This is a genomic window from Alteromonas nitratireducens, assembly GCF_040812025.1.
GTDB lineage: Bacteria > Pseudomonadota > Gammaproteobacteria > Enterobacterales > Alteromonadaceae > Alteromonas > Alteromonas nitratireducens.
Genome location: NZ_JBFNPK010000003.1, coordinates 194,480 through 216,299, shown reverse-complemented (window position 1 = coordinate 216,299; position 21,820 = coordinate 194,480). Strand labels below are relative to the sequence as shown.

At 53.4% G+C, this 21,820-nt stretch carries 26 protein-coding genes and 1 pseudogene; 21 read left to right on the top strand and 6 right to left on the bottom strand.

All coding sequences use genetic code 11. The features are described from left to right. The first annotated feature begins 193 nt into the window (after positions 1 to 193). From AB1N33_RS04960 to AB1N33_RS04935, 6 genes are all read left to right on the top strand, one after another. Positions 194 to 697, top strand: a complete 504-nt coding sequence (locus tag AB1N33_RS04960) for a hypothetical protein (protein ID WP_411270431.1) — start codon at positions 194 to 196, stop codon at positions 695 to 697. Positions 698 to 837: 140 nt separating this feature from the next. Next, complete coding sequence (locus tag AB1N33_RS04955; RefSeq protein WP_411270430.1) at positions 838 to 1,539, top strand: S1 family peptidase; 702 nt, start codon at positions 838 to 840, stop codon at positions 1,537 to 1,539. Positions 1,540 to 1,648: 109 nt separating this feature from the next. Beyond that, positions 1,649 to 1,843, top strand: coding sequence for a tautomerase family protein (locus AB1N33_RS04950; RefSeq protein WP_411270429.1), 195 nt, complete (start codon positions 1,649 to 1,651; stop codon positions 1,841 to 1,843). Then, on the top strand, positions 1,821 to 2,837 hold the full coding sequence (locus AB1N33_RS04945; RefSeq protein WP_411270428.1) for a PhzF family phenazine biosynthesis protein: 1,017 nt from the start codon (positions 1,821 to 1,823) through the stop codon (positions 2,835 to 2,837). The genes AB1N33_RS04950 and AB1N33_RS04945 overlap by 23 nt, the downstream gene beginning before the upstream one ends. Positions 2,838 to 2,956: 119 nt before the next feature. Next, positions 2,957 to 3,241: a hypothetical protein gene (locus tag AB1N33_RS04940; RefSeq protein WP_411270427.1), complete on the top strand. Its 285-nt coding sequence runs from the start codon at positions 2,957 to 2,959 to the stop codon at positions 3,239 to 3,241. 39 nt (positions 3,242 to 3,280) lie between these two features. Beyond that, positions 3,281 to 3,781 carry a hypothetical protein gene (locus tag AB1N33_RS04935; protein WP_411270426.1) on the top strand — a complete coding sequence of 167 codons (501 nt, stop codon included), beginning with the start codon at positions 3,281 to 3,283 and terminating at the stop codon, positions 3,779 to 3,781. A 104-nt stretch (positions 3,782 to 3,885) separates the two neighbouring features. Here AB1N33_RS04935 and AB1N33_RS04930 read toward each other — a convergent pair. Continuing rightward, a pseudogene (locus AB1N33_RS04930) lies at positions 3,886 to 4,187 on the bottom strand (type II toxin-antitoxin system RelE/ParE family toxin). Next, the gene (locus AB1N33_RS04925) at positions 4,184 to 4,426 is read right to left on the bottom strand and encodes a type II toxin-antitoxin system ParD family antitoxin (protein WP_411270425.1); all 243 of its coding nucleotides are present in this window, start codon (positions 4,424 to 4,426) and stop codon (positions 4,184 to 4,186) included. The pseudogene AB1N33_RS04930 and the gene AB1N33_RS04925 overlap by 4 nt, the downstream one beginning before the upstream one ends. 155 nt (positions 4,427 to 4,581) lie before the next feature. Between AB1N33_RS04925 and AB1N33_RS04920 the strand changes: the two genes are divergently transcribed. The 10 genes from AB1N33_RS04920 to AB1N33_RS04875 all read left to right on the top strand — a co-directional run bounded on the left by AB1N33_RS04920 (position 4,582) and on the right by AB1N33_RS04875 (position 10,291). Further along, complete coding sequence (locus tag AB1N33_RS04920) at positions 4,582 to 4,902, top strand: phosphatidylserine decarboxylase (protein ID WP_411270424.1); 321 nt, start codon at positions 4,582 to 4,584, stop codon at positions 4,900 to 4,902. A 66-nt stretch (positions 4,903 to 4,968) separates the two neighbouring features. Further along, the gene (locus AB1N33_RS04915; RefSeq protein ID WP_411270423.1) at positions 4,969 to 5,583 is read left to right on the top strand and encodes a DUF1294 domain-containing protein; all 615 of its coding nucleotides are present in this window, start codon (positions 4,969 to 4,971) and stop codon (positions 5,581 to 5,583) included. Positions 5,584 to 5,645: 62 nt separating this feature from the next. Then, a complete protein-coding gene (locus AB1N33_RS04910) occupies positions 5,646 to 6,959 on the top strand; it encodes a serine hydrolase domain-containing protein (RefSeq protein WP_411270422.1) in 1,314 nt (437 codons plus the stop codon). 133 nt (positions 6,960 to 7,092) lie between these two features. After that, entirely contained in the window at positions 7,093 to 7,287 is a 195-nt protein-coding gene (locus tag AB1N33_RS04905; protein WP_411270421.1) for a DUF3185 family protein, read from the top strand. A 3-nt stretch (positions 7,288 to 7,290) separates the two neighbouring features. Beyond that, entirely contained in the window at positions 7,291 to 8,076 is a 786-nt protein-coding gene (locus AB1N33_RS04900; RefSeq protein WP_411270420.1) for a PhzF family phenazine biosynthesis protein, read from the top strand. A 54-nt stretch (positions 8,077 to 8,130) separates the two neighbouring features. Continuing rightward, entirely contained in the window at positions 8,131 to 8,658 is a 528-nt protein-coding gene (locus tag AB1N33_RS04895) for a protein tyrosine phosphatase family protein (RefSeq protein ID WP_411270419.1), read from the top strand. 61 nt (positions 8,659 to 8,719) lie between these two features. After that, the gene (locus AB1N33_RS04890) at positions 8,720 to 9,175 is read left to right on the top strand and encodes a YaiI/YqxD family protein (RefSeq protein ID WP_411270418.1); all 456 of its coding nucleotides are present in this window, start codon (positions 8,720 to 8,722) and stop codon (positions 9,173 to 9,175) included. 96 nt (positions 9,176 to 9,271) lie between these two features. Next, complete coding sequence (locus tag AB1N33_RS04885; protein WP_411270417.1) at positions 9,272 to 9,658, top strand: SpoIIAA family protein; 387 nt, start codon at positions 9,272 to 9,274, stop codon at positions 9,656 to 9,658. Further along, complete coding sequence (locus AB1N33_RS04880; protein WP_411270416.1) at positions 9,655 to 9,801, top strand: hypothetical protein; 147 nt, start codon at positions 9,655 to 9,657, stop codon at positions 9,799 to 9,801. The genes AB1N33_RS04885 and AB1N33_RS04880 overlap by 4 nt, the downstream gene beginning before the upstream one ends. An 88-nt stretch (positions 9,802 to 9,889) precedes the next feature. Further along, positions 9,890 to 10,291: a DUF4019 domain-containing protein gene (locus AB1N33_RS04875; protein ID WP_411270415.1), complete on the top strand. Its 402-nt coding sequence runs from the start codon at positions 9,890 to 9,892 to the stop codon at positions 10,289 to 10,291. 42 nt (positions 10,292 to 10,333) lie between these two features. On the opposite strand, the gene AB1N33_RS04870 is transcribed toward AB1N33_RS04875, so the two are convergent. Beyond that, positions 10,334 to 11,503 carry a saccharopine dehydrogenase family protein gene (locus tag AB1N33_RS04870; RefSeq protein WP_411270414.1) on the bottom strand — a complete coding sequence of 390 codons (1,170 nt, stop codon included), beginning with the start codon at positions 11,501 to 11,503 and terminating at the stop codon, positions 10,334 to 10,336. Positions 11,504 to 11,674: 171 nt separating this feature from the next. On the opposite strand from AB1N33_RS04870, the gene AB1N33_RS04865 reads away from it, so the two are divergent. Together AB1N33_RS04865 and AB1N33_RS04860 are read left to right on the top strand one after the other, a co-directional pair. Then, positions 11,675 to 11,983 (top strand): hypothetical protein, encoded by a 309-nt coding sequence (locus tag AB1N33_RS04865; RefSeq protein WP_411270413.1) that lies wholly within the window; start codon positions 11,675 to 11,677, stop codon positions 11,981 to 11,983. A 186-nt stretch (positions 11,984 to 12,169) separates the two neighbouring features. Next, a complete protein-coding gene (locus AB1N33_RS04860) occupies positions 12,170 to 12,823 on the top strand; it encodes a YitT family protein (RefSeq protein ID WP_411270412.1) in 654 nt (217 codons plus the stop codon). A gap of 50 nt (positions 12,824 to 12,873) precedes the next feature. On the opposite strand, the gene AB1N33_RS04855 is transcribed toward AB1N33_RS04860, so the two are convergent. Together AB1N33_RS04855 and alr are read right to left on the bottom strand one after the other, a co-directional pair. Beyond that, positions 12,874 to 13,626, bottom strand: a complete 753-nt coding sequence (locus AB1N33_RS04855) for a ZIP family metal transporter (RefSeq protein WP_411270411.1) — start codon at positions 13,624 to 13,626, stop codon at positions 12,874 to 12,876. 218 nt (positions 13,627 to 13,844) lie between these two features. Continuing rightward, positions 13,845 to 14,918: an alanine racemase gene (gene alr, locus AB1N33_RS04850; RefSeq protein ID WP_411270410.1), complete on the bottom strand. Its 1,074-nt coding sequence runs from the start codon at positions 14,916 to 14,918 to the stop codon at positions 13,845 to 13,847. Between the two features lie 145 nt (positions 14,919 to 15,063). Between alr and murQ the strand changes: the two genes are divergently transcribed. Genes murQ through AB1N33_RS04835 form a run of 3 tightly spaced genes read left to right on the top strand, consistent with a single transcriptional unit; the run spans position 15,064 to position 19,932 of the window. After that, on the top strand, positions 15,064 to 15,987 hold the full coding sequence (gene murQ / locus AB1N33_RS04845; RefSeq protein ID WP_411270409.1) for an N-acetylmuramic acid 6-phosphate etherase: 924 nt from the start codon (positions 15,064 to 15,066) through the stop codon (positions 15,985 to 15,987). Next, on the top strand, positions 15,987 to 17,150 hold the full coding sequence (locus AB1N33_RS04840) for an exo-beta-N-acetylmuramidase NamZ family protein (RefSeq protein ID WP_411270408.1): 1,164 nt from the start codon (positions 15,987 to 15,989) through the stop codon (positions 17,148 to 17,150). The genes murQ and AB1N33_RS04840 overlap by 1 nt, the downstream gene beginning before the upstream one ends. Then, positions 17,140 to 19,932 (top strand): FAD-binding and (Fe-S)-binding domain-containing protein, encoded by a 2,793-nt coding sequence (locus tag AB1N33_RS04835; protein ID WP_411270407.1) that lies wholly within the window; start codon positions 17,140 to 17,142, stop codon positions 19,930 to 19,932. Before AB1N33_RS04840 ends, AB1N33_RS04835 begins: the two co-directional genes overlap by 11 nt. Here the strand turns inward: AB1N33_RS04835 and AB1N33_RS04830 are convergent. Continuing rightward, complete coding sequence (locus AB1N33_RS04830) at positions 19,921 to 21,783, bottom strand: glycoside hydrolase family 3 N-terminal domain-containing protein (protein ID WP_411270406.1); 1,863 nt, start codon at positions 21,781 to 21,783, stop codon at positions 19,921 to 19,923. The two genes, AB1N33_RS04835 and AB1N33_RS04830, sit on opposite strands and share 12 nt — an antisense overlap. Positions 21,784 to 21,820: the final 37 nt, after the last annotated feature.

Here is a 21,820-nt window from a genome sequence, read left to right as displayed (position 1 = left end):
CCAAAGCAACGGCTTCGCGCTTAAACTCTGGGGAATATTTTCTTCGCTTGGTCATAGACACTCCTTCTAGGCATAGTATGCCTCTTTATGGATGTGTCCGTAAAATCTGGGTAGAACCCTACACCAAAATGGTGTGGGATATCACACCGTTTTGGGATCTATTAAGATGTTAGGTGCTCTGGAGGTAGTTGACATGGAATGGTTTCTTGCAATATTTGAAAATGTCTCAGACAGGGCAAAGTTTTTCGCTATCTTTATCTCTTCCTTGGTAGCGATTTCTGTTGTCATTCTCAATAACTACTTTTCAAGAAAGACAGCGCGAAGAACCTTAGATATTGAAAAGCTAGAGTTAATGTATCAGGAACTATTAAATTTCCGTACCAAGTCAAAGGCTTTCATCAAAAAGTTATATACAAAAGAAGAACAAACTGAAGAGCTACGTGAATTAATGAAAAGCGCTGTAAACTCTCTCGAGCCCTTAGAAGTCATAGCAACACTTCATTTTCCAGATATTAAACTTGATTCCGAAAAGATCTCGGAAAATATCATCAAGATGTATAACGACCTTATTCCAACTCGTTACAAGGGCGGAGACGACTGGTATGAAAAGGAAAGAGATTGCTATCAGTATATCAGCAATGTTTTTGAATCAATTTCTACTCAATGCGTTAAACAGATGAAAAGTAGTCGCCATTAGCTACACGCACCTAACAAACAACTATTGACGCTCACTGCGTTCGCTGGGACACAAACACGTAGGCTCCCGTCGCTTCGCTCCTTATTTTAGCCTACGTATTTGCGCCCCAAAGTTGGGTGTTATATTCTTAAGGAGTAAGAATGGATTTCTCGAAAGCCTTCCAAAACATTCAGGGCTCAGTGGTAAATGTGCTGGCATTAAATGCACAAAACATCCCAGTTTCATCGGGTAGTGGAGTGATTATAGGAAGCGGGAATTTAGTTCTTACTTGTGCACATTGTATCATTCCCAATACAACGACTATTGCTAGATTTTCTGGTGCAAATAACGGTCAAATCGCAACAGTTGTATTCCAAGATCAGCAATCTGATATTGCATTATTACAGTTCCAGCAGCCAATCGGTTCTCCCGCGGTAATTCGCTCTTCTTCATCGGTATTAATTGGGCATGAAGCTTTTGTCGTAGGGTTTCCGAACAATATTGACAAAATCACTGCTCTATCAGCGAATATTGCTGGTTTCGAACCTGATAATGGCTTTGAGCTAATTAGATTAGATGCATCTGTAAATCACGGAAACTCAGGTGGACCGCTATTCAATGCAAATGGAGAGCTAGTTGGTATTGTTAACGCTAAGCATGGCTCGTTATCAAACTTCTTGCACCAAGTACAAAGTGCCCAGCCAGGAGCTATGGTATCTATTGGCGGTATTGATCCAGTTAAAGCTATCCAGCAATTAATATCTGAAATGCAGCGTAATCTTAATCTGGGTATAGGGTACGCAATACCAACAGATCATATAGGAACATTAAATAATCAAGTTCAGGGGCTAATCCAGCCATGAATATAACAAGTCAATTAACTTCGCGCCTACGGCGCCGGACGCAGAAAAGCTGCGCCGGTTATTGAGGCGTTATGTTCTAGTCAGATAAAAAATACAAGGAATATATTAAATGCCTATAGTTACAATTCAACAATCTCCTGGCCGCACAAAAAAACAAAGGGATATTTTGATAAAAAAAATAACTGAAGCTTTTGAAGAGGCTTACGATTTATCTCCAGAAGCTGTAACCGTCTTTTTTCAAAACTATGATGATTCTCACTGGGGTAAGGGTGGGTCATTGCATGAAGACAGGACGAAGAAATAACATCGAACATAACAAGGCACTTAACACGTTCCCTGTGGTCACTGGGTCAAAAACTTGGGGCGGCTCCGCCATTCTCGCCCCAAGCCTTTGCCCGTTAGCTTTGCGTTATACGGAGAAATTGAGATTGAAGAACGTTGAAGCTATTTTAGTTAATTCCTTTACTGCGAATGGAACGGGTGGAAACCCTGCGGGTGTTGTGCTTGACGCCGATTATTTGTCGAACGAAGAAAAATTACAAATAGCACAAGTTGTTGGTTATTCGGAAACTGCATTTGTATCTCGCGATAATGAAGCTGATTTTGAGGTGTCCTTTTTTACCGTAACAGGTGAAGTTGATTTCTGTGGACACGCTACATTAGCTGCATTTTCAGTAATGTATCAAGACGGAATCATAAGTGAAGGTAAATACGTTCAAAGGACTAAAGCAGGTTTACTTGTCGTAACCATAGAGACAAGCGGTCTTGTCGTCATGGATCAGAAGTTACCAGAATACGGTGCACAGTTCAGTTATGAACTTATATCGGAGTTAGTCGTGTTAGACTCGAAAGTCCTTGAGTCTACACGGTTGCCGATTGAGGTTGTTTCAACAGGTTTACCCGATATTATTGTCCCAGTCCCATATGGGTATCTCGATAAAATTCAAGTGAATGAAAATCTAACCATTAATTTCTGTAAAAGGCATGAAGTAATTGGTATTCATGCTTTTGAGTTATGTGAAAAAACAAACATGGTTACAGCAAGCTGTCGTAACTTCGCTCCACTGTTTGGTATTTCCGAGGAATCAGCGACGGGGAGTGCGAGTGGTGCATTAGCGTGTTACCTAACTAAACACCTTTTTAATACACATTCGAATAGTTTTGTTTTCGAACAAGGTTGGGCAATGAAATGTATTTCAAAAATTACCGCGTCTGTAGATTCAAACGAGCAAGGTATTATTAAGGTTAGAGTTGGTGGTTTCGCTCACAAAATTGGACGGCGGGAAATCTCCGTATAACAAAGCGTTTAAGAGTGATTCCAAACGCTTGCCAGTTTCGCTTCGCTCACAGTATGGCAAGCGCTTGTCACACCTTAACGCAGCGTTATGTGCTTTGAGCAAGAAACCATGGAGTTTTAATGGGAGCGTGGGAATCATTAAGTGAACGAACTCAAGATATCTATCGAGATCTTGGAACTCGTAATCCTAAGGTTATTAAAAAATTAAAAACAAAGCACTTGGAAAATGCCATTCGAGAATCTCAATTCGTCGGTTATGACAATGGCAGTCCATTTAGTTGGCTCATGTTCGAGTATGAACGGAGGAAAAATCAAAGAAATTGGTGGTTAGGCTTTGCTGCGGTTGTTGTTGCTGTAATTGGTGTAATTGTCGCAGTCTTATCATTAATAGGCATTAGTACTTAAATAATAAGCTGGTATTTGCTAATAATTGGAATGATAACAATGGACTTATCTGAACTCTTAGCTCTCTCTTCTGTTGTAATAGCACTCTCAGCTATGGGGGTGGCTGTATGGCAGGGATATTTAACTAGAAAACATAATCGATTGTCAGTTAAACCAAAGCTTCAAGTTAACACTGACACTCGAGACGGACTCCTTTATACACTGGAAAATCAAGGGTTGGGACCAGCAGTTATTGAGTCATTTAGTATTCACTACAATGACATAGTCATCGAAAACCCTTATGAAGAACCATTCCAGAAAATCTTCGAAGAACTCGAGGTTGATCCATTTGAAAAGATGTTTAATTTTGAGTTTCACTTACCTACGAAAGGTACAACTTACAAAGCTGGTTTTGAGAAGCGACTTCTTCAAATAAACCCCGTTATTGAAGAATTTGATGAAAAAGTTACGCAAATAATAAGAAATAAGATAACCATGAAAATTAGGTATACATGTATGTACGGTAAAGACAGTATAGAGGTCTTAGTGGGAGGCACATAACAAACCACTCAAGGCTCTCGCTTCGCTCGCTGGGACGCTAACACATGGGCTGCGTCACTCCGTTCCTAATTTTAGCCCATGTGTTATCGCCCCTTAGTGGGAAGTTATGCACCAAAGCGTAAATGATTTACATCCATACTTTTATGAAGAATTCTTATAATAAGAATTTCCTGGCTACCAGTTTGCTTGTAGAAAATAACATGACTACCTTGCGGAAACTTTCTGTATCCGTCTCTTATTTCCTCGCAGCTTTTACCGATATCAGGATTTTCAGACAACATCCAAAATGAATCATCGAACTGCTTTAGGTATACATTACGCTGTTCCCGCCCCCATTTCCGTTGCGTAAATAACGCGATGTCTTTTAAATCGGATTTGCGAGTACAGTTAACTTAAATGGTTTCACTCTTTTAATTCACCATCTAGTTCTGATATCAGGTGCTCAAGGTCGTATTCAGCCTCGCCGCTTTCTTCACCTGCTACAAGTAATTGACGCAAAGTGTTTAATTTGGTCTCCTGCGTTTCCAGCAACCGAAGAGCTGAACGAATTACTTCGCTCGCTGAACCATATCGACCAGTTTGAATTTGACTAGTAATAAAGCTATCAAAATGGTCTCCAAGGGTAATGCTGGTATTTTTAGCCATTTGCTTTCTCCGAGTACCAATATATACCTAACTATGGTATTTGCGCCCTGTAAGTCAATAGCGCATAACAAACGACTATGGCTTACGCTTGCTGGAACACAAACACGCGTAGCGCTCCTTATTGCAAAGTAAACTAACCAAAGGAATCAATCACAATGGAAGTTGTTGCTCAGAAAATTTCAAAAAAATCTCTCTTTACACTGTTATTTATTGGCTTCACTGCCGGCCTGAGTATTTTTGCCATTATTTGCGGTATCGCTGCTTTTTTCGGCGCTGAGACCATTCAATGGAATGGTGTACACAGAACAGGTGTCGAAGGGTTATTGTATGGTTTCATCATGGGGCCATTTTTAGGGCTGCTATTTGCCTGTTTTATGTGGTTGTTCATCACACCTGGTTTGTGGGTTTACTCCTTCTTTCGCCCTATCAGAGTGACCTTTAAACATTGTCAGAATGAACAGTCAGACCTTGTTTAACAACGCTGGCATGGTCTCGTACACTCCGCTGGTCCGCTACCGGCGCGTTTAGTCAAGGGAATGACAATGAAGTATCAGGGAAAGCTAACCAACTGGAATGACGATAAAGGCTACGGATTTGTAGCGCCAAACGGTGGCGGCGACACCGCCTTTGTTCACATTTCAGCCTTTAGCCGCCCCTCTCGTCGGCCTGCAGACGGCGATATCATCATTTATGAGCCGGTGGCCACACCAGAGGGAAAACTTAACGCGGTTAATGCGCGGCTTGCCGCCGACCGGCGAAAGCCCCGGCAGGTAACGCGTCAGTCATCCCCTATCGCGCTTTACATTGCCGCGGGCTATTTCGTGGGATTGCTCATACTTACCGCCATGAACCGGCTGCCACTGCACGTGCCGGCTTTCTGTTTCATGCTGAGCGTGCTCACGTTCGGGGTGTATGCTCTGGACAAGTCTGCAGCCAGACGACAGCGGCGGCGAGTACCCGAAGCGCACCTGCATTTACTGGGTCTGGCGGGCGGCTGGCCCGGCGCGCTTATTGCCCGGCGACGGTTACGCCACAAGTCGGTCAAACAGCCCTTTCGCCGCGTGTTCTGGGTAACGGTGATTATCAACCTGACCGCCCTGTGGTGGCTTACCGGCGAACCGGGTCAGGCGTGGCTGAACAGCCTGGTTAGCGTTTAACCATTGGCAAAATCAACACAACGCGCTTTACTGTGAATAAGATTGATGAAACGGAGGTCGTAATGATGCGCGTTATGCTGCGTTTGCTGTTACTGGTTATTCTGTCGGGCAGCGCGTGCGCTGCCCATGCGCAATCGGCTGGCGTGCTGTCAGCGGAACAGTCTGATCCGCGCGTGCTGGGCTGGATGCAGGGCTCACCGCCCCCGGCAGATAAGCTGATTATGCAGCCACAGTCTGACTATTTCAGCTTTCCCAAGCTGCGCTGGACGGTGTGTCATATTCGCGAACTGCTTCCCACCCGCCAGGTCAGCCGTGGTCTGGGCTCAGCCTGGTCTTTTGACTACGCGCTGGACCCGAACATTGACGCGCTCACCTTCACGCCGACCGGCACTACAGACACCATGACCTGGAAAGCGGCACTGTCGGCTAACTACACCGATGGCGTACTCATTCTGCATCAGGGCAAAGTGGTATATGAGCGCTATTCTGGCTGTCTGGAAGAAGAGGGCAAACATGCCGCCATGTCCATGACCAAGTCGCTGACCGGTCTGTTGGCCGAGCTGTTAATTGCTGACGGACGCCTGGACGACACCGCCCTGGTCAGCACGATTGTGCCGGAACTGAAAGACAGCGCGTTTGGCGACGCCACCGTACGTCAGGTGATGGACATGACAACCGCGCTTGATTACAGCGAAGATTATGCCGACCCGAATGCCGGGATATGGCAGTACTCGGCGGCGGCCAGCCCCCTGCCCAAACCACCCGGTTATACCGGCCCCAACGGCTATTTTGACTACCTCGCGACGGTAAAAAAGCAGGGCGAGCATGGTGTTGCCTTTGGCTATAAAACCATTAACACCGACGCACTGGGCTGGATTGTGTCACGGGTGGCAGGTCAGGATCTTACGTCGCTGCTTAGCCAGCGCCTCTGGCGGCCCATGGGCGCAGAGCAGGACGCGTACATGACCGTGGATGCAAAAGGAACCCCGTTTGCCGGCGGTGGACTGAGCGCCAGCCTGCGCGATATGGGCAAGCTTGGCCTGCTGATGCTGAATAAAGGTGAAATTAACGGCCAGCGTGTGTTTCCGGCGTCGGTGGTCGACGCCATCAGGCAGGGCGGCGACAAACAGGCGTTTGCACAGGCCGGCTATAGGTCGCTTACCGGCGGCAGCTATCGCAGCATGTGGTGGCTGTTTCACAATAACAATCAGGCGTATGCCGCGCGCGGTGTGCACGGCCAGACCATTTATATCGACCCGGCCGCCGACATGGTCATTGTGCGACTGGCATCGTTTCCGTCTGCAAAAAATAGCTATATCGATCCCACCTCGCTGCCCGCCTACCAGGCCGTGGCGGACTACCTGATGCGCCGGTAGTGGCACGGACACGCGCTTCCGAAAAAACGCAGAGCAGTGCTATAGTGGCATTGTATTAACGCGCAGACCGTCAGCTTACGCAGCCCGGCAGGCAGCAAAGCGGGTCGCGCTGACACCTGATTTCGGAGACGTTATGACCAATAAAATTATCGGTATTGTTCTGGTGGTGGCCGGCATTGCCGCCATTGTGTGGGGCTACAACATTTATGATTCTGTCAGTTCACAGGTTACCCGCACCTTAAACGGCGAGACCCCGATGGAGGCCTGGGCAGGCATGATTGGCGGCGCCGTGGCCGTGTTAATTGGCCTGACCCGCCTGGTGAAATAACCCATGCAGTTGCCACTGTTTCAGGTTGATGCGTTTGCCAGTCAGCCGTTTGCCGGTAATCCGGCGGCGGTGTGCCCGCTGGACGACTGGCTACCGGATCACGTACTGCAGGCCATTGCCGAAGAGAACAATCTGTCGGAAACGGCATTTTTCGTAGCGTGTGAGGGTGGCTTTCATATTCGCTGGTTCACGCCGGTGGCTGAAGTCGATTTATGCGGGCATGCCACGCTGGCAGCCGCCTTCGTTATTTTTACCGAGTTCGACACAGCGCACAACGAACTGGTGTTTCAGTCGCGTTCCGGTCCACTTAAAGTGACACGCGATGGCCACAGGCTGGTTCTGGATTTTCCTGCCCAGCCCCCCACGCTGTGTGCGGTGCCCGATGCCATTACCCGCGCTTTCGCTGCCGAACCGGTGGCATGTCTGGCTGGCGAGGATTACCTGGTAGTATTTGACAGTGAAGACGCCATTCGGGCGGCGGCACCGGATATGGCAGCGCTCGCAAGCCTTGACCGGCGCGGCGTGATCATCACCGCGCTGCGCAATGATAACGCCTTTGTGTCGCGCTTTTTTGTGCCTAAACTGGGGATCAGTGAGGATCCGGTGACCGGCTCGGCCCATACTCAGCTAACCCCCTACTGGGCGGCACAAACCGGCAATACCGATTTTATTGCACATCAGTTGTCCCGGCGCGGGGGCGAACTGCACTGCTCCATTAAGGGTGACAGAGTGCTTATTGCCGGGCAGGCAGTAAAATACCTGACCGGGACCATTACCATACCGCACTAGCTGAGCAGGCCGGCCGCAGGGCCGGCTGTCAGCCTGCATAAGGAGGTTTCTGCAATGAAACGCTACACATTGTTCGCGCTGTTTGCCACCCTGTTTACCCTTGGCGTACGGGCAAACACCGACATCCCGGAGGCGCTGACATCGCTGAAAAACTTTCAGCAAAATACGCCCGAACTGGTCAGTTCCGGTTTACCAGACGCAAGCCACTTTGCCGCGTTAAAGGCCATGGGGGTGACCCGCGTCATCGACCTTATCCCTGGCGATCGCAGTGACGAGCAGGCTGTCGTGTCGGGCCTGGGGTTGACCTACCACAACGTGCCTGTCATCTGGGAAAACCCGACCGTCGGGAACTTCCGGCAGTATGTTTCCTACATGCAGCAGGATGGTGCGGCGCCCGGAAAAACGCTGACCCATTGCAAGCTGAACTGGCGCGGCGCGGTATTTACCTATCTGTACCGGGTTACCGAACTGGGCCAGTCAGACGCCGAAGCCAAACAGGATCTGCTCAGCGTGTGGACGCCCAATGACACCTGGCAGGCATTTATTGATAAGGTAAAAGCTGACGCGGGCGTGTCTGACTAATGGGTGCCTCCTGCCCGCCTGTTATGGCCTGTCCACCGCAATCACAAAGGGAAATGCCGGTATGAAAATCTGGGTCGACGCCGATGCGTGTCCGGTTGCTATTAAGCAAATTCTGTTTCGCGCCGCAGACAGAACAAAAACGCCCGTCACGCTGGTGTCTAACCACCCGTTAAGCACCCCACCGTCCAGGTTTATTACTCATGTCCAGGTGGAAAAGGGCTTTGACGTGGCCGACAACGAAATTGTGCGGCGCTGCAGCAAGGAAGATTTGGTGATCACCAGCGACATTCCGCTGGCCAGTGAAGTGGTGGCACTGGGTGCCCTTGCTCTTAGTCCGCGCGGCGAGTTGTTTACCAAAGAAAATATTCGTTCGCGCCTGAACATACGTGATTTTATGGAAACCCTGCGCAGTTCCGGGGTGCAAACCGGTGGTCCGTCAACATTAAGTGCCGCCGAAAAGCAGGCTTTCGGCAATCAGCTGGACAAATGGCTGGCCACCAACCAGCCTGGAAGATGACGCATACGTTGATACAGAACAAGGACATGGCCGGTTTGGCTGGACAAGTGGCGGCCGGATGACTTTACTCACAAAGTCACCGATAAGGAGAACACCATGACCATTACACATCGCCACGGCCTGTCTATTGGCATTGAACGCGAAGACAGCGACTTTTTTGTTACCATGAAAGCCATTGGCACGCTCACCCATGCCGACTACGAAACCATCACGCCCATGCTCGACGCTGCGCTGGCAGAAGTTAAAACACCCCACATCCGCATGTTTCTGGATGCGACCGAGTTTGAAGGCTGGGAGGCCCGCGCGGCCTGGGACGACTTTAAGCTGGGTCTGAAGCACGGCCGCGAGTTCGACAAAATTGCCATTTATGGCAGCAAACCCTGGCATAAACTCATGGCCACCATTGGCAACTGGTTTGTCTCGGGCAAGGTCGAATTTTTTGATGACATTAAAGCCGCCATGCAGTGGTTAAACAGCCAGTGAGTAAGACGCTGCACAGTGAACAACATCTGGCGCTGTTCGATTTTGACGGTACGCTGACCCATACCGACACCTATACCCGTTTTGTGCTGCAGGTTGCGCCGCTTCACGGCTTGCTGCTGGCCGCACCGGAAGATGTTCGGTAACCCTATTGTCATACATTTATACTGGTCTTAGTCGCACGATTCAGTATGATAAACAGGCAATCCACACAATCTGACACAAGGAGGTTTTATGCGTAATCTGTACAAATCATTGGTTGCATCACTGCTGTTAACGCTGGCGTTTGTCGCACAGGCAGACCCGGGCGAAGCGTCCATGACCCAGTGGCTGTCACTGGTGGATGCGGGGCAGTATCAGGAAAGCTGGGAAGCGTCTTCGCCTTTTTTTCAGCAACAAATCAGCGCCGACAAATGGCAACAGGCCCTGACCATGGTACGTGCGCCCCTCGGTGCCGTCGAATCCCGTGAAATCGCCGCGCGCCAAGCCGTGGACAATATTCCCGGCGCCCCCGCGGGCAGTTATGTGGTGTACACCTTAAATACCGCGTTTGCAAACATGCCATCGGCCACCGAAACCATCACCATTGTCGAGGACAACGCGTCGTGGAAAGTGGTGGGGTATTTTATTCGATAATCCATATTGGGGCAGCAGGGCGCTGCCCCAATGGCTCAGGCGTTACGCCTCAACACGGAAAACCAGACCGGCATGGCTGGTCAGCCGCGTGATAATCGCATCACCAAAGGCCGCGGCAGGCGTATAGAAGCCTCCCTTCAGATCAACGTCTTTACTCAGGCACAGCGCACATTCAAAAATCATTTTACTGGTTGAGCCATAGCCCGGATCTTTGTCGCCTTTGACGGACAACGCCAGCGTTTGTCCGTTGTCGGCTTTGCCGGTAAACAGGATGTCATAGTAACCGGTCTCGCGCTCTTCTTTGCTCGGACCTTCACCCGGTTTTGGCGCATCGTCACTGGCCAGCGAGTTATCATTTGCCACATGTTTAGCCATTGCCTCACCCTTCTCGCCAGGACCGGTCATCATCATTTCATCGTACTCAAAGGTCTCACCATAGCGGTAGCCCATCAGGTAGTTACTGCGATGGATGTTTTTGGTGTTGATGGTTGCCATGATAAACGGCGCAACCCAGGTTCCCAGCTCCTCATCGAAGTACGGCTTATTGCCGTCAGGCTGCGGATGCGCGTGCGCCATGTCTGCCAGCGAGAACGGGTCTTTGAGCACCTTCATGACGGCCTTATCCTTGTAGGCCGCTGCCATGGTGGCCTTCAGGCTGGCCGCTGTGCCGCCCGAGAACCGTCCTTTCATCTGACGTACCCGGCCTTTAATGTACTTGACCGGTGCGCCGGTTTGTTCCATTGCCCGCTGCTGCAGTGCATAAACACCAAGATCAAAGGGGACCGAGTCAAACCCGCAGGAGAACACAATGGCGGCCCCGCTTTCCTGTGCCTGCGAGCCGTATTTGTCAATCATCTGGTGCATCCAGGCTGGCTCACCACACAAATCGACATAGCCGGTGCCGTTTTTCACACACGCGGCCAGCAGTTTCTCACCGTACAGCTGATATGGCCCGACTGTCGTCAGTACCACACGGGTGCGCGCGGTCAGGCTGTCAAGCGCTGCCTCGTCATCGCCGTCAGCCACCAGCACCGGCAGCGACAGGCCCAGACTGGCATTTAACCCATCCAGCTTGTCCTTGCTGCGTCCGGCCAGCGCCACTTTTACCGCCGGATCATTGGTGTAAGCCTGCTGATAATATTCTGCTACCAGCTGGCCGGTAAACCCGGTCGCGCCGTACAGTACAACATCAAATTCACGTTCATTTGCCATAGTGTTCTCCTTGTTGATGTGGTGTAAGCCTACACCGGCAATGACATCAGGATTATTTTTTTAACGAATAAACGGTTATTGATGCATTGATGGATCACCGGCGCACCCTAACCTGCGTTTTGTTTTTAACAATGGTAAGCTTAGCGCGTTGTTGAAATTCAGGATCGTCTTATGCTTACTCGCTCTGTCTACACTGATATTCTTGCTGTTGCCGCCGTTGCGCTGCTGATCGCGCTCAGTGTGATGTGGACGGAAGCGAAAAAAGAGGTAATTTACCTATGTGGCAACTTTACCCAGGGCGTGTCCAGAGACAGTGTCATAACGCAGCTTGATACCGCCAACTTCCTCACTTATCAGAGCCAGGTCATGGCCGTTGGCAGCATGATGATTGTGCGCAGCCCGCTGCATCTTGATAACCTGCACTGCCGCATCCACTTCACCCGCGGCGATCGTGTGGCTCACGCCGAAGTCAGATTTTAGGCCCGGCTGTACCATGGTGGTGCAACGTTTACATGGCAGCAACAGTGCATTCACTGACCGCTAAAGAGTCGTAAAGTAAGCCATACCTTTGCCCGCCTAAGGCCCTGATTTAATTGACCTGGCAACCTGTAAGCCCTTGCCTGACAACGTATAATTACGGTTTAGTTCTTACAGGGAGTGACAGGCATGCCGATAGCAAAACACAGTGTCGTTGAAGATATTTTCGCGTTAGTGTGCGCCGGGTTATTTGTTGCCTTTGGTGTGCATCTTTTTCAGTCACAGGATCTGATGGTCGGCGGTGCCGCCGGTCTGGCGCTGTTGGGAACCTACGCCTTCTCAGCCAACTTCGGTCTGATTTTTTTCCTTATCAATCTGCCGTTTTATGCGCTGGCATGGACGCAAATCAGCCGCCGGTTCACCATTAACACCTTTGTCTCGGTGACGACCGTATCGGTGCTGTCTGAACAATTACCCCGGTTTGTTGATATCAGCCACGCAAACCCGCTGTTTGCGGCGGTATTTGGCGGCATTCTGATTGGTGTGGGCATGCTTATCATGTTTCGTCATGCGTCCAGCCTTGGTGGTGTGGGGATCCTTGCGTTCTTTTTGCAGGCCAAATACAACCTTCGCGCCGGGTATTTCCAGTTGGCGGTAGACAGCCTGATTTTGCTGAGCTCACTGTTCTTCATTGCGTGGCCACTGGTGCTGATTTCTATTCTGGCCGCTGTCTGTCTGAACATGGTGATTTCACTTAACCATCGACCGGAGCGCTATGAGCCCAAAAAGAAAGAGGCCGCCGCACCGGTAATGACTAATACGCCGCATCCACAAAACGGGTAATGGCCACCACGTGGTGCCGGCTTAGCCGAGCACCACATCCAGCCCCATCATCAGCACAAAGCCCAGCAACAGATAATGGTGGCAAGGTTCTGATTGCCGCCCTGGTGGGTCTCGGGAATGATTTCGTCACTGATGATAAACAGCATGGCACCGGCCGCCATCGCCAGTGCCCAGGGCATAAACGCTGATGCTGAAGATACCGCCAGTGCCCCGATCAGGCCGCCTACCGGCTCCACCAGCCCGGAGCCAATACCAATCAACGCACTGTTAAGCGGACGATAACCGACCGAGCGCAGCGCCACCGCAACCGCCAGCCCTTCTGGTACGTTCTGCAACCCTATGCCCAGTGCCAGCGTAATGCCGTTGTTAACTTCGCCGCCCGCGAATCCAACCCCAACAGCCAGCCCTTCAGGAAAATTATGCAGGGTGATGGCAATCACAAACAGCCAGATCTGACTGAGCCTGGCATCGGTTTTACCATCCGGGCCACTGATAAAGTGTTCATGTGGCGCACACTGATGGATAACAAACAGTCCGAGCGCGCCAAGCAAAACGCCACCACCGGCAATCAGCGCGCTCAACGACGCACTGCCGTAGCCTGACTCAGCGTGCGTCAGTGCCGGCAGTAACAGCGAGAAAAACGTGGCAGCCAGCATGATCCCCGCCGCCAGACTCAGCAGCGCATCTTCAGCCCGGCGCGACAGGGACCTGACAGCCAGAACGCCCAGACTGCCCACAGCCGTGCCCAATGACGCACACAGGCTGGCCATAACTCCCATGATGACAATGTCGGATGGTGTCATTGATGCTCTTTTTTCAAACCTCTCACAGATGTATACCAGTCAGGGGCAGAAATCGCTCAAAATGGCCCGAAGCAGTGAAAGCGCAGGAAGGGGAAGCTGACTTCACTACAAAACCCTCTGCCGCAAGGATGCGGCAGCGGAGCCCCCATGGATGGATTTACGACGTGTTTTGTCGGGAAGTCAGCTCCCCCCTATGGCGGCGTATTGTGCCGTGACTGCTAGCGGTAACGCACAATCCGGGGCACGCGGGCAGAAACGCGGGTCATCAGCTCGTACCCAATGGTGCCGGCGTGCCGGGCAACCTCATCAATCAGGATATTCTCACCCCACAGTTCGACCCGGTCACCGGGCTTTACATCGGGAATGTCAGTCACGTCGATGGTGATCATATCCATCGACACCCGGCCTGCGAGACCGGCGACCTGGCCGTTCACCATTACCGGTGTGCCGTTCGGGCAGTGACGCGGGTATCCGTCGGCGTACCCAATGCCCACCGTGGCAATCACACTGTCGCGGGACGCCGTCCAGGCCTGACCGTAGCCGACGGTCTCCCCCTTTGGCACAGTGCGCAGTGCAATAATACTGGAGCGCAATGTCATGGCAGGCTTTAGCGGCGCGCAGCCTTGTGGCAGTGCCGGACCACTGCCAAACAGCGCCACGCCAAGTCGGTTCCAGTGTCCCCGGCTGTCGGGCCAGGCAATAGTGGCCGGTGAATTAGCAATGCTGACCGGCAGGCCAGCCTTTTTTGCAACTGCAGCAAACGCGTCAAGCTGCTGGCGGGTGAAATCAGAGTCGATGTCATCGGCACTCGCCAGGTGGGTCACCAGCACGGTTTCCTCATCAATCACCCCGGCATAACGACGCAGCATGTCTGGTACCACGTCGAGCGCGAAACCAAGACGGTGCATGCCGCTGTCTACTTTTATCCAGACCGCAGGACGGGACGCGTCATCACATTCGCTGGCCCACTGCAGCTGCTGCTCGCTGTGCATCACCATAATGCAGTTGTTCTGACGGGCCAGACGGCATTCACGCATCTGATGCGGGCCTTCCAGCACCACAATCGGCGCCGTGATCCCGGCTTCGCGCAGCGTAATGGCCTCTTCGATAATGGCCACCGCAAAACGGGGTGACAACTCGCGCAGAATGCGGGCAACGCTGACCGCACCATGACCGTAGGCATCGGCTTTAATCACGGCCATATTCTGGCTGTCAGGCGCCAGGGCTTTTAACACGTGAAAATTGTCGATGATGGCATCGGCATGGATGATTGCCTGCGTTTGTCTGCTCACGGTACTGCGCTGTCCTCAATCTGAATTTGCGGCAAGTGTACCATGACGCCCGCCGCGTGGAAGGGGGAATTGAGAGTATACAAAGGCGCGCCAATCCCTTAAGGTGACTCGCAGAGTGACTATTCTGAAAGACAACGCTGTAATCATGACGACTTCTTCTGAACCCGTAACCGTTGCCTCGCTTGATGCCCTGATTTCCGAAGGCCGAAATCCCGACACGATGGACATTGACACCCTGCCGGTGGAGACCATTCTGGCCCGTATTAACCATGAAGATGCCAACGTCGCCCCTGCCGTGTCAGACGTGATCCCGCAAATTGCGGATGTGGTCGATGCAGCGACCGTGGCACTGTCCGGTCACGGCCGGCTGATTTATGTGGGCGCGGGCACCAGCGGCCGGCTTGGTATTCTGGATGCCGTAGAATGCCGTCCGACCTTCAGCGTACCCGACGGACTGGTTATTGGCGTTATTGCAGGCGGTGAGCAAGCGCTTACTCATGCTATTGAAGGGGCAGAAGATAATGCCCAGCAGGGCGGACTTGATCTGGCCGCACTGTCGCTGACCTCAGAAGATGTTGTGGTTGGCCTGTCTGCCAGTGGCCGTACGCCGTATGTCAGTGGTGCCCTCGCCTTTGCCCGTCAGCGCGGCTGCGTGACAGCCGCGATTGCCTGCAGTCATCATGCCGCCATTTTTGAGCACGCCGACATTACCCTGCCGGTCATTGTCGGCCCCGAATGTTTAACCGGATCTACCCGGATGAAGTCAGGCACCGCGCAAAAGCTGATCCTGAATATGATCAGCACTGCCACCATGATTCGGCTGGGCAAAACCTATCAGAACCTGATGGTTGACGTAAACGCTACCAATGAGAAGCTGAAAGCCCGGGCCGTGCGCATCGTAATGCAGGCCACCGACTGTGACGAGCAGACCGCGCGGGATACCCTGCAGGCTGCCGGTAATCACACCAAAACTGCCATCCTCATGCTACTGACCGGCTGCAGTGCCAGCGAGGCTGCCGACAGGCTGGTCAGACAAAACGGGTTTCTGCGTAAGGCGGTCACCGACTGATGCGCCTGTTGCTGCTGACATGTGCACTGTGCCTGTCATGGCTGTGTCAGGCCGTCACTGTGGGTGCCGACCGTTTTGACCACTATCTGCCGCTGCTTGAGGGTAAACGGGTGGCACTGGTGGTCAATCCGACATCGCAGACCCGGGATGGCCATTTACTGGATGCGCTTCTCGCGCGGGGTATTCACGTCACTGCCATTATGTCGCCGGAACACGGCTTCAGAGGCACGGCGTCTGCCGGACAAAAGGTGGAAGACGGTACAGATCCGGCAACCGGTTTACCGGTGTACTCGCTGTACGGCAGTACCAAAAAGCCCACCGCCGGTATGCTCGCGCAGACCGACGTGCTGGTATTTGATATTCAGGATGTCGGCGCCCGCTTTTACACCTATTTATCGACCCTGCACTATGTCATGGAGGCGGCTGCACAAGCCGGTAAAGCGCTGGTCGTACTCGATCGCCCCAATCCCAATGGAGCGTATGTGGCAGGCCCTGTGCTGGACCCGGCATTCCGGTCTTTTGTGGGTATGCACCCCATCCCGGTGCTGCACGGTATGACATTGGGAGAACTGGCCAGCATGATCCGCGGTGAGGGGTGGATTGATAAGGCCGGGGCGCTGTCACTGACCGTGATCCCGGTGGCTGACTATAAACGCACACAGCCCTATTCATTGCCTGTGGCGCCCTCGCCTAACCTGCCCGGTGATGATGCCATTCGGCTGTATCCCAGCCTGTGTCTGTTTGAAGGAACCGCAGTCAGTGTCGGCAGAGGCACACCCTATCCCTTTACCCTGATAGGCCATGACAAGGTCGTGCTGGGCAATAACGCGATTGCCGTTGTGCCAAACGCCGGTGCCGTCTCGCCCAAACTGGATGGCACCGTGCTGCATGCCCGGCGACTGCAAAGCAGTTCCATTCACGGCTTTGATATCAGCCTGCTGGTTTCGGCCTACCAGCAGTTTACCGGCGCAGGCGAGCCTTTCTTTACCCACCCGGCCTTTTTCGACAAGCTGGCCGGAACCGACACCCTGCGCCAGGCCATTGAGCGCGGCGAGTCAGCTGCCGCAATCACTGCGCGCTGGCAGTCAGACCTGGCGGCATTTATTGAACGCCGCGCGCCCTATCTGCTTTACCCTGAGGACACCGCGCAGAATGGTCACTAATGCCCTTCATGCATTTACCCGCAAGGTCAGCCGGTTGTTACCGGCCAAACAGGTTGTCACCGGCCTGGCAGAGCGCCTCGCGCTGTCCGTAGATGCCAGCTTTTACAGCAAGACGCCGGCGCTGATTGTGTATGTGCACAACACGCAAACCATGCAGGACGTTATCCGGCTGGCAAACAGCCACCGTGTCGCGCTGACCTTCCGGGCAGCTGGCACCAGTCTGTCAGGCCAGGCCATCACCGATCAGGTGCTGGTCATGCTGACGCCTGACTGGCAGCACCATGAGATTATCGACGAGGGTAAGCAGATTACCCTGGCCCCCGGCATTATCGGTGCGAAGGCCAACCGGCTGCTTGCACCATACAAGCGCAAAATCGGACCGGACCCGGCGTCTATTAACAGCTGCAAAATTGGCGGCATCGCGGCGAACAATGCCTCGGGCATGTGCTGTGGCGTGCGCAATAACAGTTACCACACGCTTACCAATATGACGCTGATTCTGGCGGACGGCACACGGCTCGACACCCGGGATGCTGAAAGTGTCAGGGCGTTCCGGCAATCACATGCGGGCCTGCTCGCAGCACTTTCTTCCCTTGCTGGGGACGTGAGAAGCGATTCGTCGCTGAGTGAGCGGATCCGACACCAGTACCGCCTTAAAAATACCATGGGCTATGGCCTGAATGCGCTGCTCGATTTTACCGATCCGGTGGAGATACTGACCCACCTTATGATCGGCTCTGAAGGCACGCTGGGCTTTATTGCTGATATCACCTATCGCACCATTGCGTTACCTCAGGCCCGCCAGACCGGCTTATTTCTGTTTTCGTCGGCACGGGTAGCCTGTGAGGCGATCCCGATGCTGTCACAGTTCCATGCGGATGCGGTAGAGCTGATGGACACCCGTGCCCTGCGTGCGGTCAGTCCGCTGTTAACGCCGTTTTACACAGGTAGCATCCGTGATGGTAACGTTGCCCTGCTGATTGAGTTTGGCGCAGCATCTTCGCAGGCACTGGATAACGTACTTGCTGACGTCAACGCGCACCTGGCCCCGCTGATCGCACAGGGCGACATGCACATTATGCAGCCGTTTACCGCCGACCCGTCGACCATCGATGCGCTCTGGCATATCCGTAAGGGGCTGTTTCCTGCGGTGGGCGCGGTGCGCGATACCGGCACAACCGTGATCATCGAAGATGTGGCATTTGCACTGGACTCACTGGCCGACGGCCTCGATGCGCTGACCGCACTGTTCACCACCCACCAGATTAATGATGCGATTATTTTTGGCCATGCGCTGGACGGTAACCTGCACTTTGTCTTCAGCCAGAGCATGGACGCCGATGCCATTGCCCGTTATGACACGTTTATGCAGGATGTGGCCACACTGGTGACGGTAAAGTTCAATGGCAGCCTAAAAGCAGAACACGGCACCGGGCGAAATATGGCGCCGTTCCTTTCTCATCAGTGGGGAGAGGATGGCGTTGCGGTAATGCGCCGCATCAAGCAGTGTCTGGATCCGGCCGGGATCCTGAATCCGGGCGTGATACTGAATGACGATCCTAAGGCCCATATCAGGGACGTGAAAGCGCTGCCCGCCGTGGATGAACGCGTCGATAAATGCATCGAATGTGGGTTTTGCGAGGCCAGCTGTCCATCATCACACTATACCCTGTCCCCCCGTCAGCGCATTGCACTGATGCGCCGCGCACAATCGCTGGAACCGGCTGCCCGCCATGAGGTCGATTCAGCAACATCCTCACTGGTGCGCGATAGCTGCGCCGCAACGGGCATGTGTGCACCAGCCTGTCCGGTCGGTATTAATACCGGCGACTGGGTAACAACGCTGCGCCAGCAACAGGCGAAGCACGGCGCACTGGCGCGGTTTACCGCGCAGCACTATGGCAGCATCACTGCGCTTGCCCGTGGCGCGGTATCGGTTACTAAGACCCTGTCTGATGCACTGGGCAGCACTGTTACAGAAAGCGCCACCCGCTCGCTGAACCGTCTGACCCACCATCGTATCCCGGTGTTCATTCAGGAAATATCCGGGGCGGGAGACGCAGTATCAGCCCGCACAGCACCCCGGCCCGATGCGGTGTACGTGCCTGCCTGTCCGGCTCGCCTTTTCGGTGACAAAAATAGTGAGCATTCACTTACCGATGTTGTTTTGCAACTGGCAGAAAAGGCGGGGCTCACGCTGGTGATCCCTGAGGGGCTGAACGACGCCTGTTGTGGGCAGCCGTTTGATTCGAAGGGCTATCCCGGGGCCGGTGATATCACCCGGGCATCATTAAAAGCCATTCTGGATAAGGCCACCGACAACGGTCGCCTGCCGGTGGTGATGGACGCCAGCCCGTGTGCAAGCACCTGGAGCAACCATTGTAACGGCAAAACATTTGAACTAAGTGAATACTTACTTTCTTTTATTGTGCCGCGGATAAAAATCACGCCGACAGACGCGCCCGTCATGTTACATGTTACCTGTTCGTCGCGGCAGTCTGCTTCAGGGAACGCCCTGCGCACGCTCACTCACCTGTGCTCGACGCACGTCAGCGAGCCTGACGACATTCAGTGCTGTGGATTTGCCGGCGACAAGGGGCTGCTGCTACCCGACCTGAACAAGGCGGCACTGGCGTCGCTGCGCGAGCAGGTTCCGCCGGGCTGTCAGCAGGGGGTGTCAAATTCGATGACCTGTGAACTGGGTCTGACCCGTCATAGTGGCGTGCGCTATCGCCACATTGCGTTTTTACTCAACGCCGTCAGTCAGCCGTTAACGCGCTGAGCCGGCCACCGACACCGGCAGCGTGCCACTGGCTTTTACCTTGCCGGTCAATACCTCAGCCAGCGCGCGAAACACCCGGTTGCCGGTTTCACCCGACAGATTGTCAGGGTTAACGTGATAGTCGTAGGTGGCAAGCACGTCGCTGGCCTCCTGCATGAACATCGTGGCACTGTAAGGCGCCCGCATCGCCACAAAAACTACCGGCTGCCCTGTTTGTGCGGCACGACCGGCCACCTGCTGTAACCATTGATGCTGCTCGCTCAGGCTGGCCCGCGGGCGCACCGGATCCAGTCCCCCCATTTCATAAAAGGCATGCTGCGGCGAAATATCACCGATGATAACGTAGTCGCTTTTCATCAGCGCCAACTGCCAGCGCGGCTCAGCCGGGATCTGATGGTACGCCAGACAATCGGTGTTGCTGACGCCGGCAGCAGACAGGGCCGACACCATCGCAACACAGCGTGCACTGTCTGGCATCAGAATTAACCAGCGTTTGCGCGCCGACAGCGGCAACTGCCCTGAGGTTTTAATCGCCGTCACTGACGCGCGGGACACCTGCTCTGCCAGCAGACGATTTGAGGTTTGCGGCAGCAACGCGGTGGCGCGACTCAGTCTTGCTGAGAGCGGCTGGCTGACAAACTGTCCGGCATCAAACATACGCTTAACCTGATTTATCCGGGTCAGTGAGGTGCTGATCTGTGCCTTGTCGTCTTTGCCTGACAACGTACCGGCGACCTCATTCAGCAAGGCGTCAAATGCGGCTATGTCATCCGCTGATGTGACCTTTTGCGGCATCAGCGCGATGTCCACGCCCGCCCGAAAAGCGTGGATGAGGGCCTGCTGTGGTGCAAAAAAGTTGGCAATACCGGCCATGTCCATGGCATCTGAGACAATCAGCCCGGTGAAGCCGATGTCTTTTCTCAGCACCCCCTGCAGCAGCGTTTTTGACATGGTTGCTGGCACGGTCATCACCTCGCCGTTTTTATTGGTCAGCGTGGTACTGTCCAGCGCCGGAAACTGGATATGTGCGGTCATCACCATCGCCGGCTGCGCATTACGGATAACCCGGGCAAACGGAAACAGCTCATTACGGCGCAGCGCATCGGCAGCGTGCTGCACCTGTGGCAAACCGGTATGGCTGTCGATGTGGGTATCACCGTGACCGGGAAAATGTTTTACCGCACTGATAATGCCGCCGGTCTGCATCGCGCGCACCGTGGCTTCACCCAGCTGTGCGACAACCTGTGGCGACTCGCCGTAGCTGCGCACATTGATCACCGGATTGTCCGGGTTGGTATTCACATCCAGTGACGGCGCAAAATTAACGTTAAAGCCGGTTAGCCTGAGCGTGGACGCCTGGCCGGTTGCCACATCACGGGCGAATTTTACCCCCTGGCTGGCATAGGTCGCCCCCAGCGCCATGTTGCCGGCAAAACGCTCCGCCATGCTATCCGGCAGGCGGGCAACCCGTCCTCCTTCCTGATCCACACCGATAAACAGCGGCGGCAGACCGGCCGCTTTGACGATGGACTGCAACGTATAGTTGAGGGTGACCAGTTGCGGAATATCGACAATGTTTTCTGAAAACAGGATCACGCCGCCCACACCACTGCGGGTGAGCAGGTGGGTAATGGCCGCGCGGTTGGCGTCGGTCACCCGGGTAAAGGGGGTGCGGCACGGCGACGGCGACGGTTCACTGCAAAAATAACGCAGATCCAGCATCACCTTCTGGCCAATCTGTTGCGCAGGCGTCAGGTCACGCGCCAGCGTAGCGCCAGTAAAACACAGGAGTAATAAGACTAGGACGGGTCGAAACAGCATAATCGGCAGCATAATGATTTTATCCGCCATGCTACCGCATCACAGCACAAGAAAGAAACGCCACGCA

What these genes read in the sequence shown, in the direction of transcription:
- AB1N33_RS04960 (WP_411270431.1), top strand. Translation starts at nt 194, where the DNA reads ATGGAATGGTTTCTTGCAATATTTGAAAATGTCTCAGACAGGGCAAAG.
- AB1N33_RS04955 (WP_411270430.1), top strand. Translation starts at nt 838, where the DNA reads ATGGATTTCTCGAAAGCCTTCCAAAACATTCAGGGCTCAGTGGTAAAT.
- AB1N33_RS04950 (WP_411270429.1), top strand. Translation starts at nt 1,649, where the DNA reads ATGCCTATAGTTACAATTCAACAATCTCCTGGCCGCACAAAAAAACAA.
- AB1N33_RS04945 (WP_411270428.1), top strand. Translation starts at nt 1,821, where the DNA reads ATGAAGACAGGACGAAGAAATAACATCGAACATAACAAGGCACTTAAC.
- AB1N33_RS04940 (WP_411270427.1), top strand. Translation starts at nt 2,957, where the DNA reads ATGGGAGCGTGGGAATCATTAAGTGAACGAACTCAAGATATCTATCGA.
- AB1N33_RS04935 (WP_411270426.1), top strand. Translation starts at nt 3,281, where the DNA reads ATGGACTTATCTGAACTCTTAGCTCTCTCTTCTGTTGTAATAGCACTC.
- AB1N33_RS04925 (WP_411270425.1), bottom strand. Translation starts at nt 4,426, where the DNA reads ATGGCTAAAAATACCAGCATTACCCTTGGAGACCATTTTGATAGCTTT.
- AB1N33_RS04920 (WP_411270424.1), top strand. Translation starts at nt 4,582, where the DNA reads ATGGAAGTTGTTGCTCAGAAAATTTCAAAAAAATCTCTCTTTACACTG.
- AB1N33_RS04915 (WP_411270423.1), top strand. Translation starts at nt 4,969, where the DNA reads ATGAAGTATCAGGGAAAGCTAACCAACTGGAATGACGATAAAGGCTAC.
- AB1N33_RS04910 (WP_411270422.1), top strand. Translation starts at nt 5,646, where the DNA reads ATGATGCGCGTTATGCTGCGTTTGCTGTTACTGGTTATTCTGTCGGGC.
- AB1N33_RS04905 (WP_411270421.1), top strand. Translation starts at nt 7,093, where the DNA reads ATGACCAATAAAATTATCGGTATTGTTCTGGTGGTGGCCGGCATTGCC.
- AB1N33_RS04900 (WP_411270420.1), top strand. Translation starts at nt 7,291, where the DNA reads ATGCAGTTGCCACTGTTTCAGGTTGATGCGTTTGCCAGTCAGCCGTTT.
- AB1N33_RS04895 (WP_411270419.1), top strand. Translation starts at nt 8,131, where the DNA reads ATGAAACGCTACACATTGTTCGCGCTGTTTGCCACCCTGTTTACCCTT.
- AB1N33_RS04890 (WP_411270418.1), top strand. Translation starts at nt 8,720, where the DNA reads ATGAAAATCTGGGTCGACGCCGATGCGTGTCCGGTTGCTATTAAGCAA.
- AB1N33_RS04885 (WP_411270417.1), top strand. Translation starts at nt 9,272, where the DNA reads ATGACCATTACACATCGCCACGGCCTGTCTATTGGCATTGAACGCGAA.
- AB1N33_RS04875 (WP_411270415.1), top strand. Translation starts at nt 9,890, where the DNA reads ATGCGTAATCTGTACAAATCATTGGTTGCATCACTGCTGTTAACGCTG.
- AB1N33_RS04870 (WP_411270414.1), bottom strand. Translation starts at nt 11,503, where the DNA reads ATGGCAAATGAACGTGAATTTGATGTTGTACTGTACGGCGCGACCGGG.
- AB1N33_RS04865 (WP_411270413.1), top strand. Translation starts at nt 11,675, where the DNA reads ATGCTTACTCGCTCTGTCTACACTGATATTCTTGCTGTTGCCGCCGTT.
- AB1N33_RS04860 (WP_411270412.1), top strand. Translation starts at nt 12,170, where the DNA reads ATGCCGATAGCAAAACACAGTGTCGTTGAAGATATTTTCGCGTTAGTG.
- AB1N33_RS04855 (WP_411270411.1), bottom strand. Translation starts at nt 13,626, where the DNA reads ATGACACCATCCGACATTGTCATCATGGGAGTTATGGCCAGCCTGTGT.
- murQ (WP_411270409.1), top strand. Translation starts at nt 15,064, where the DNA reads ATGACGACTTCTTCTGAACCCGTAACCGTTGCCTCGCTTGATGCCCTG.
- AB1N33_RS04840 (WP_411270408.1), top strand. Translation starts at nt 15,987, where the DNA reads ATGCGCCTGTTGCTGCTGACATGTGCACTGTGCCTGTCATGGCTGTGT.
- AB1N33_RS04835 (WP_411270407.1), top strand. Translation starts at nt 17,140, where the DNA reads ATGGTCACTAATGCCCTTCATGCATTTACCCGCAAGGTCAGCCGGTTG.
- AB1N33_RS04830 (WP_411270406.1), bottom strand. Translation starts at nt 21,783, where the DNA reads ATGGCGGATAAAATCATTATGCTGCCGATTATGCTGTTTCGACCCGTC.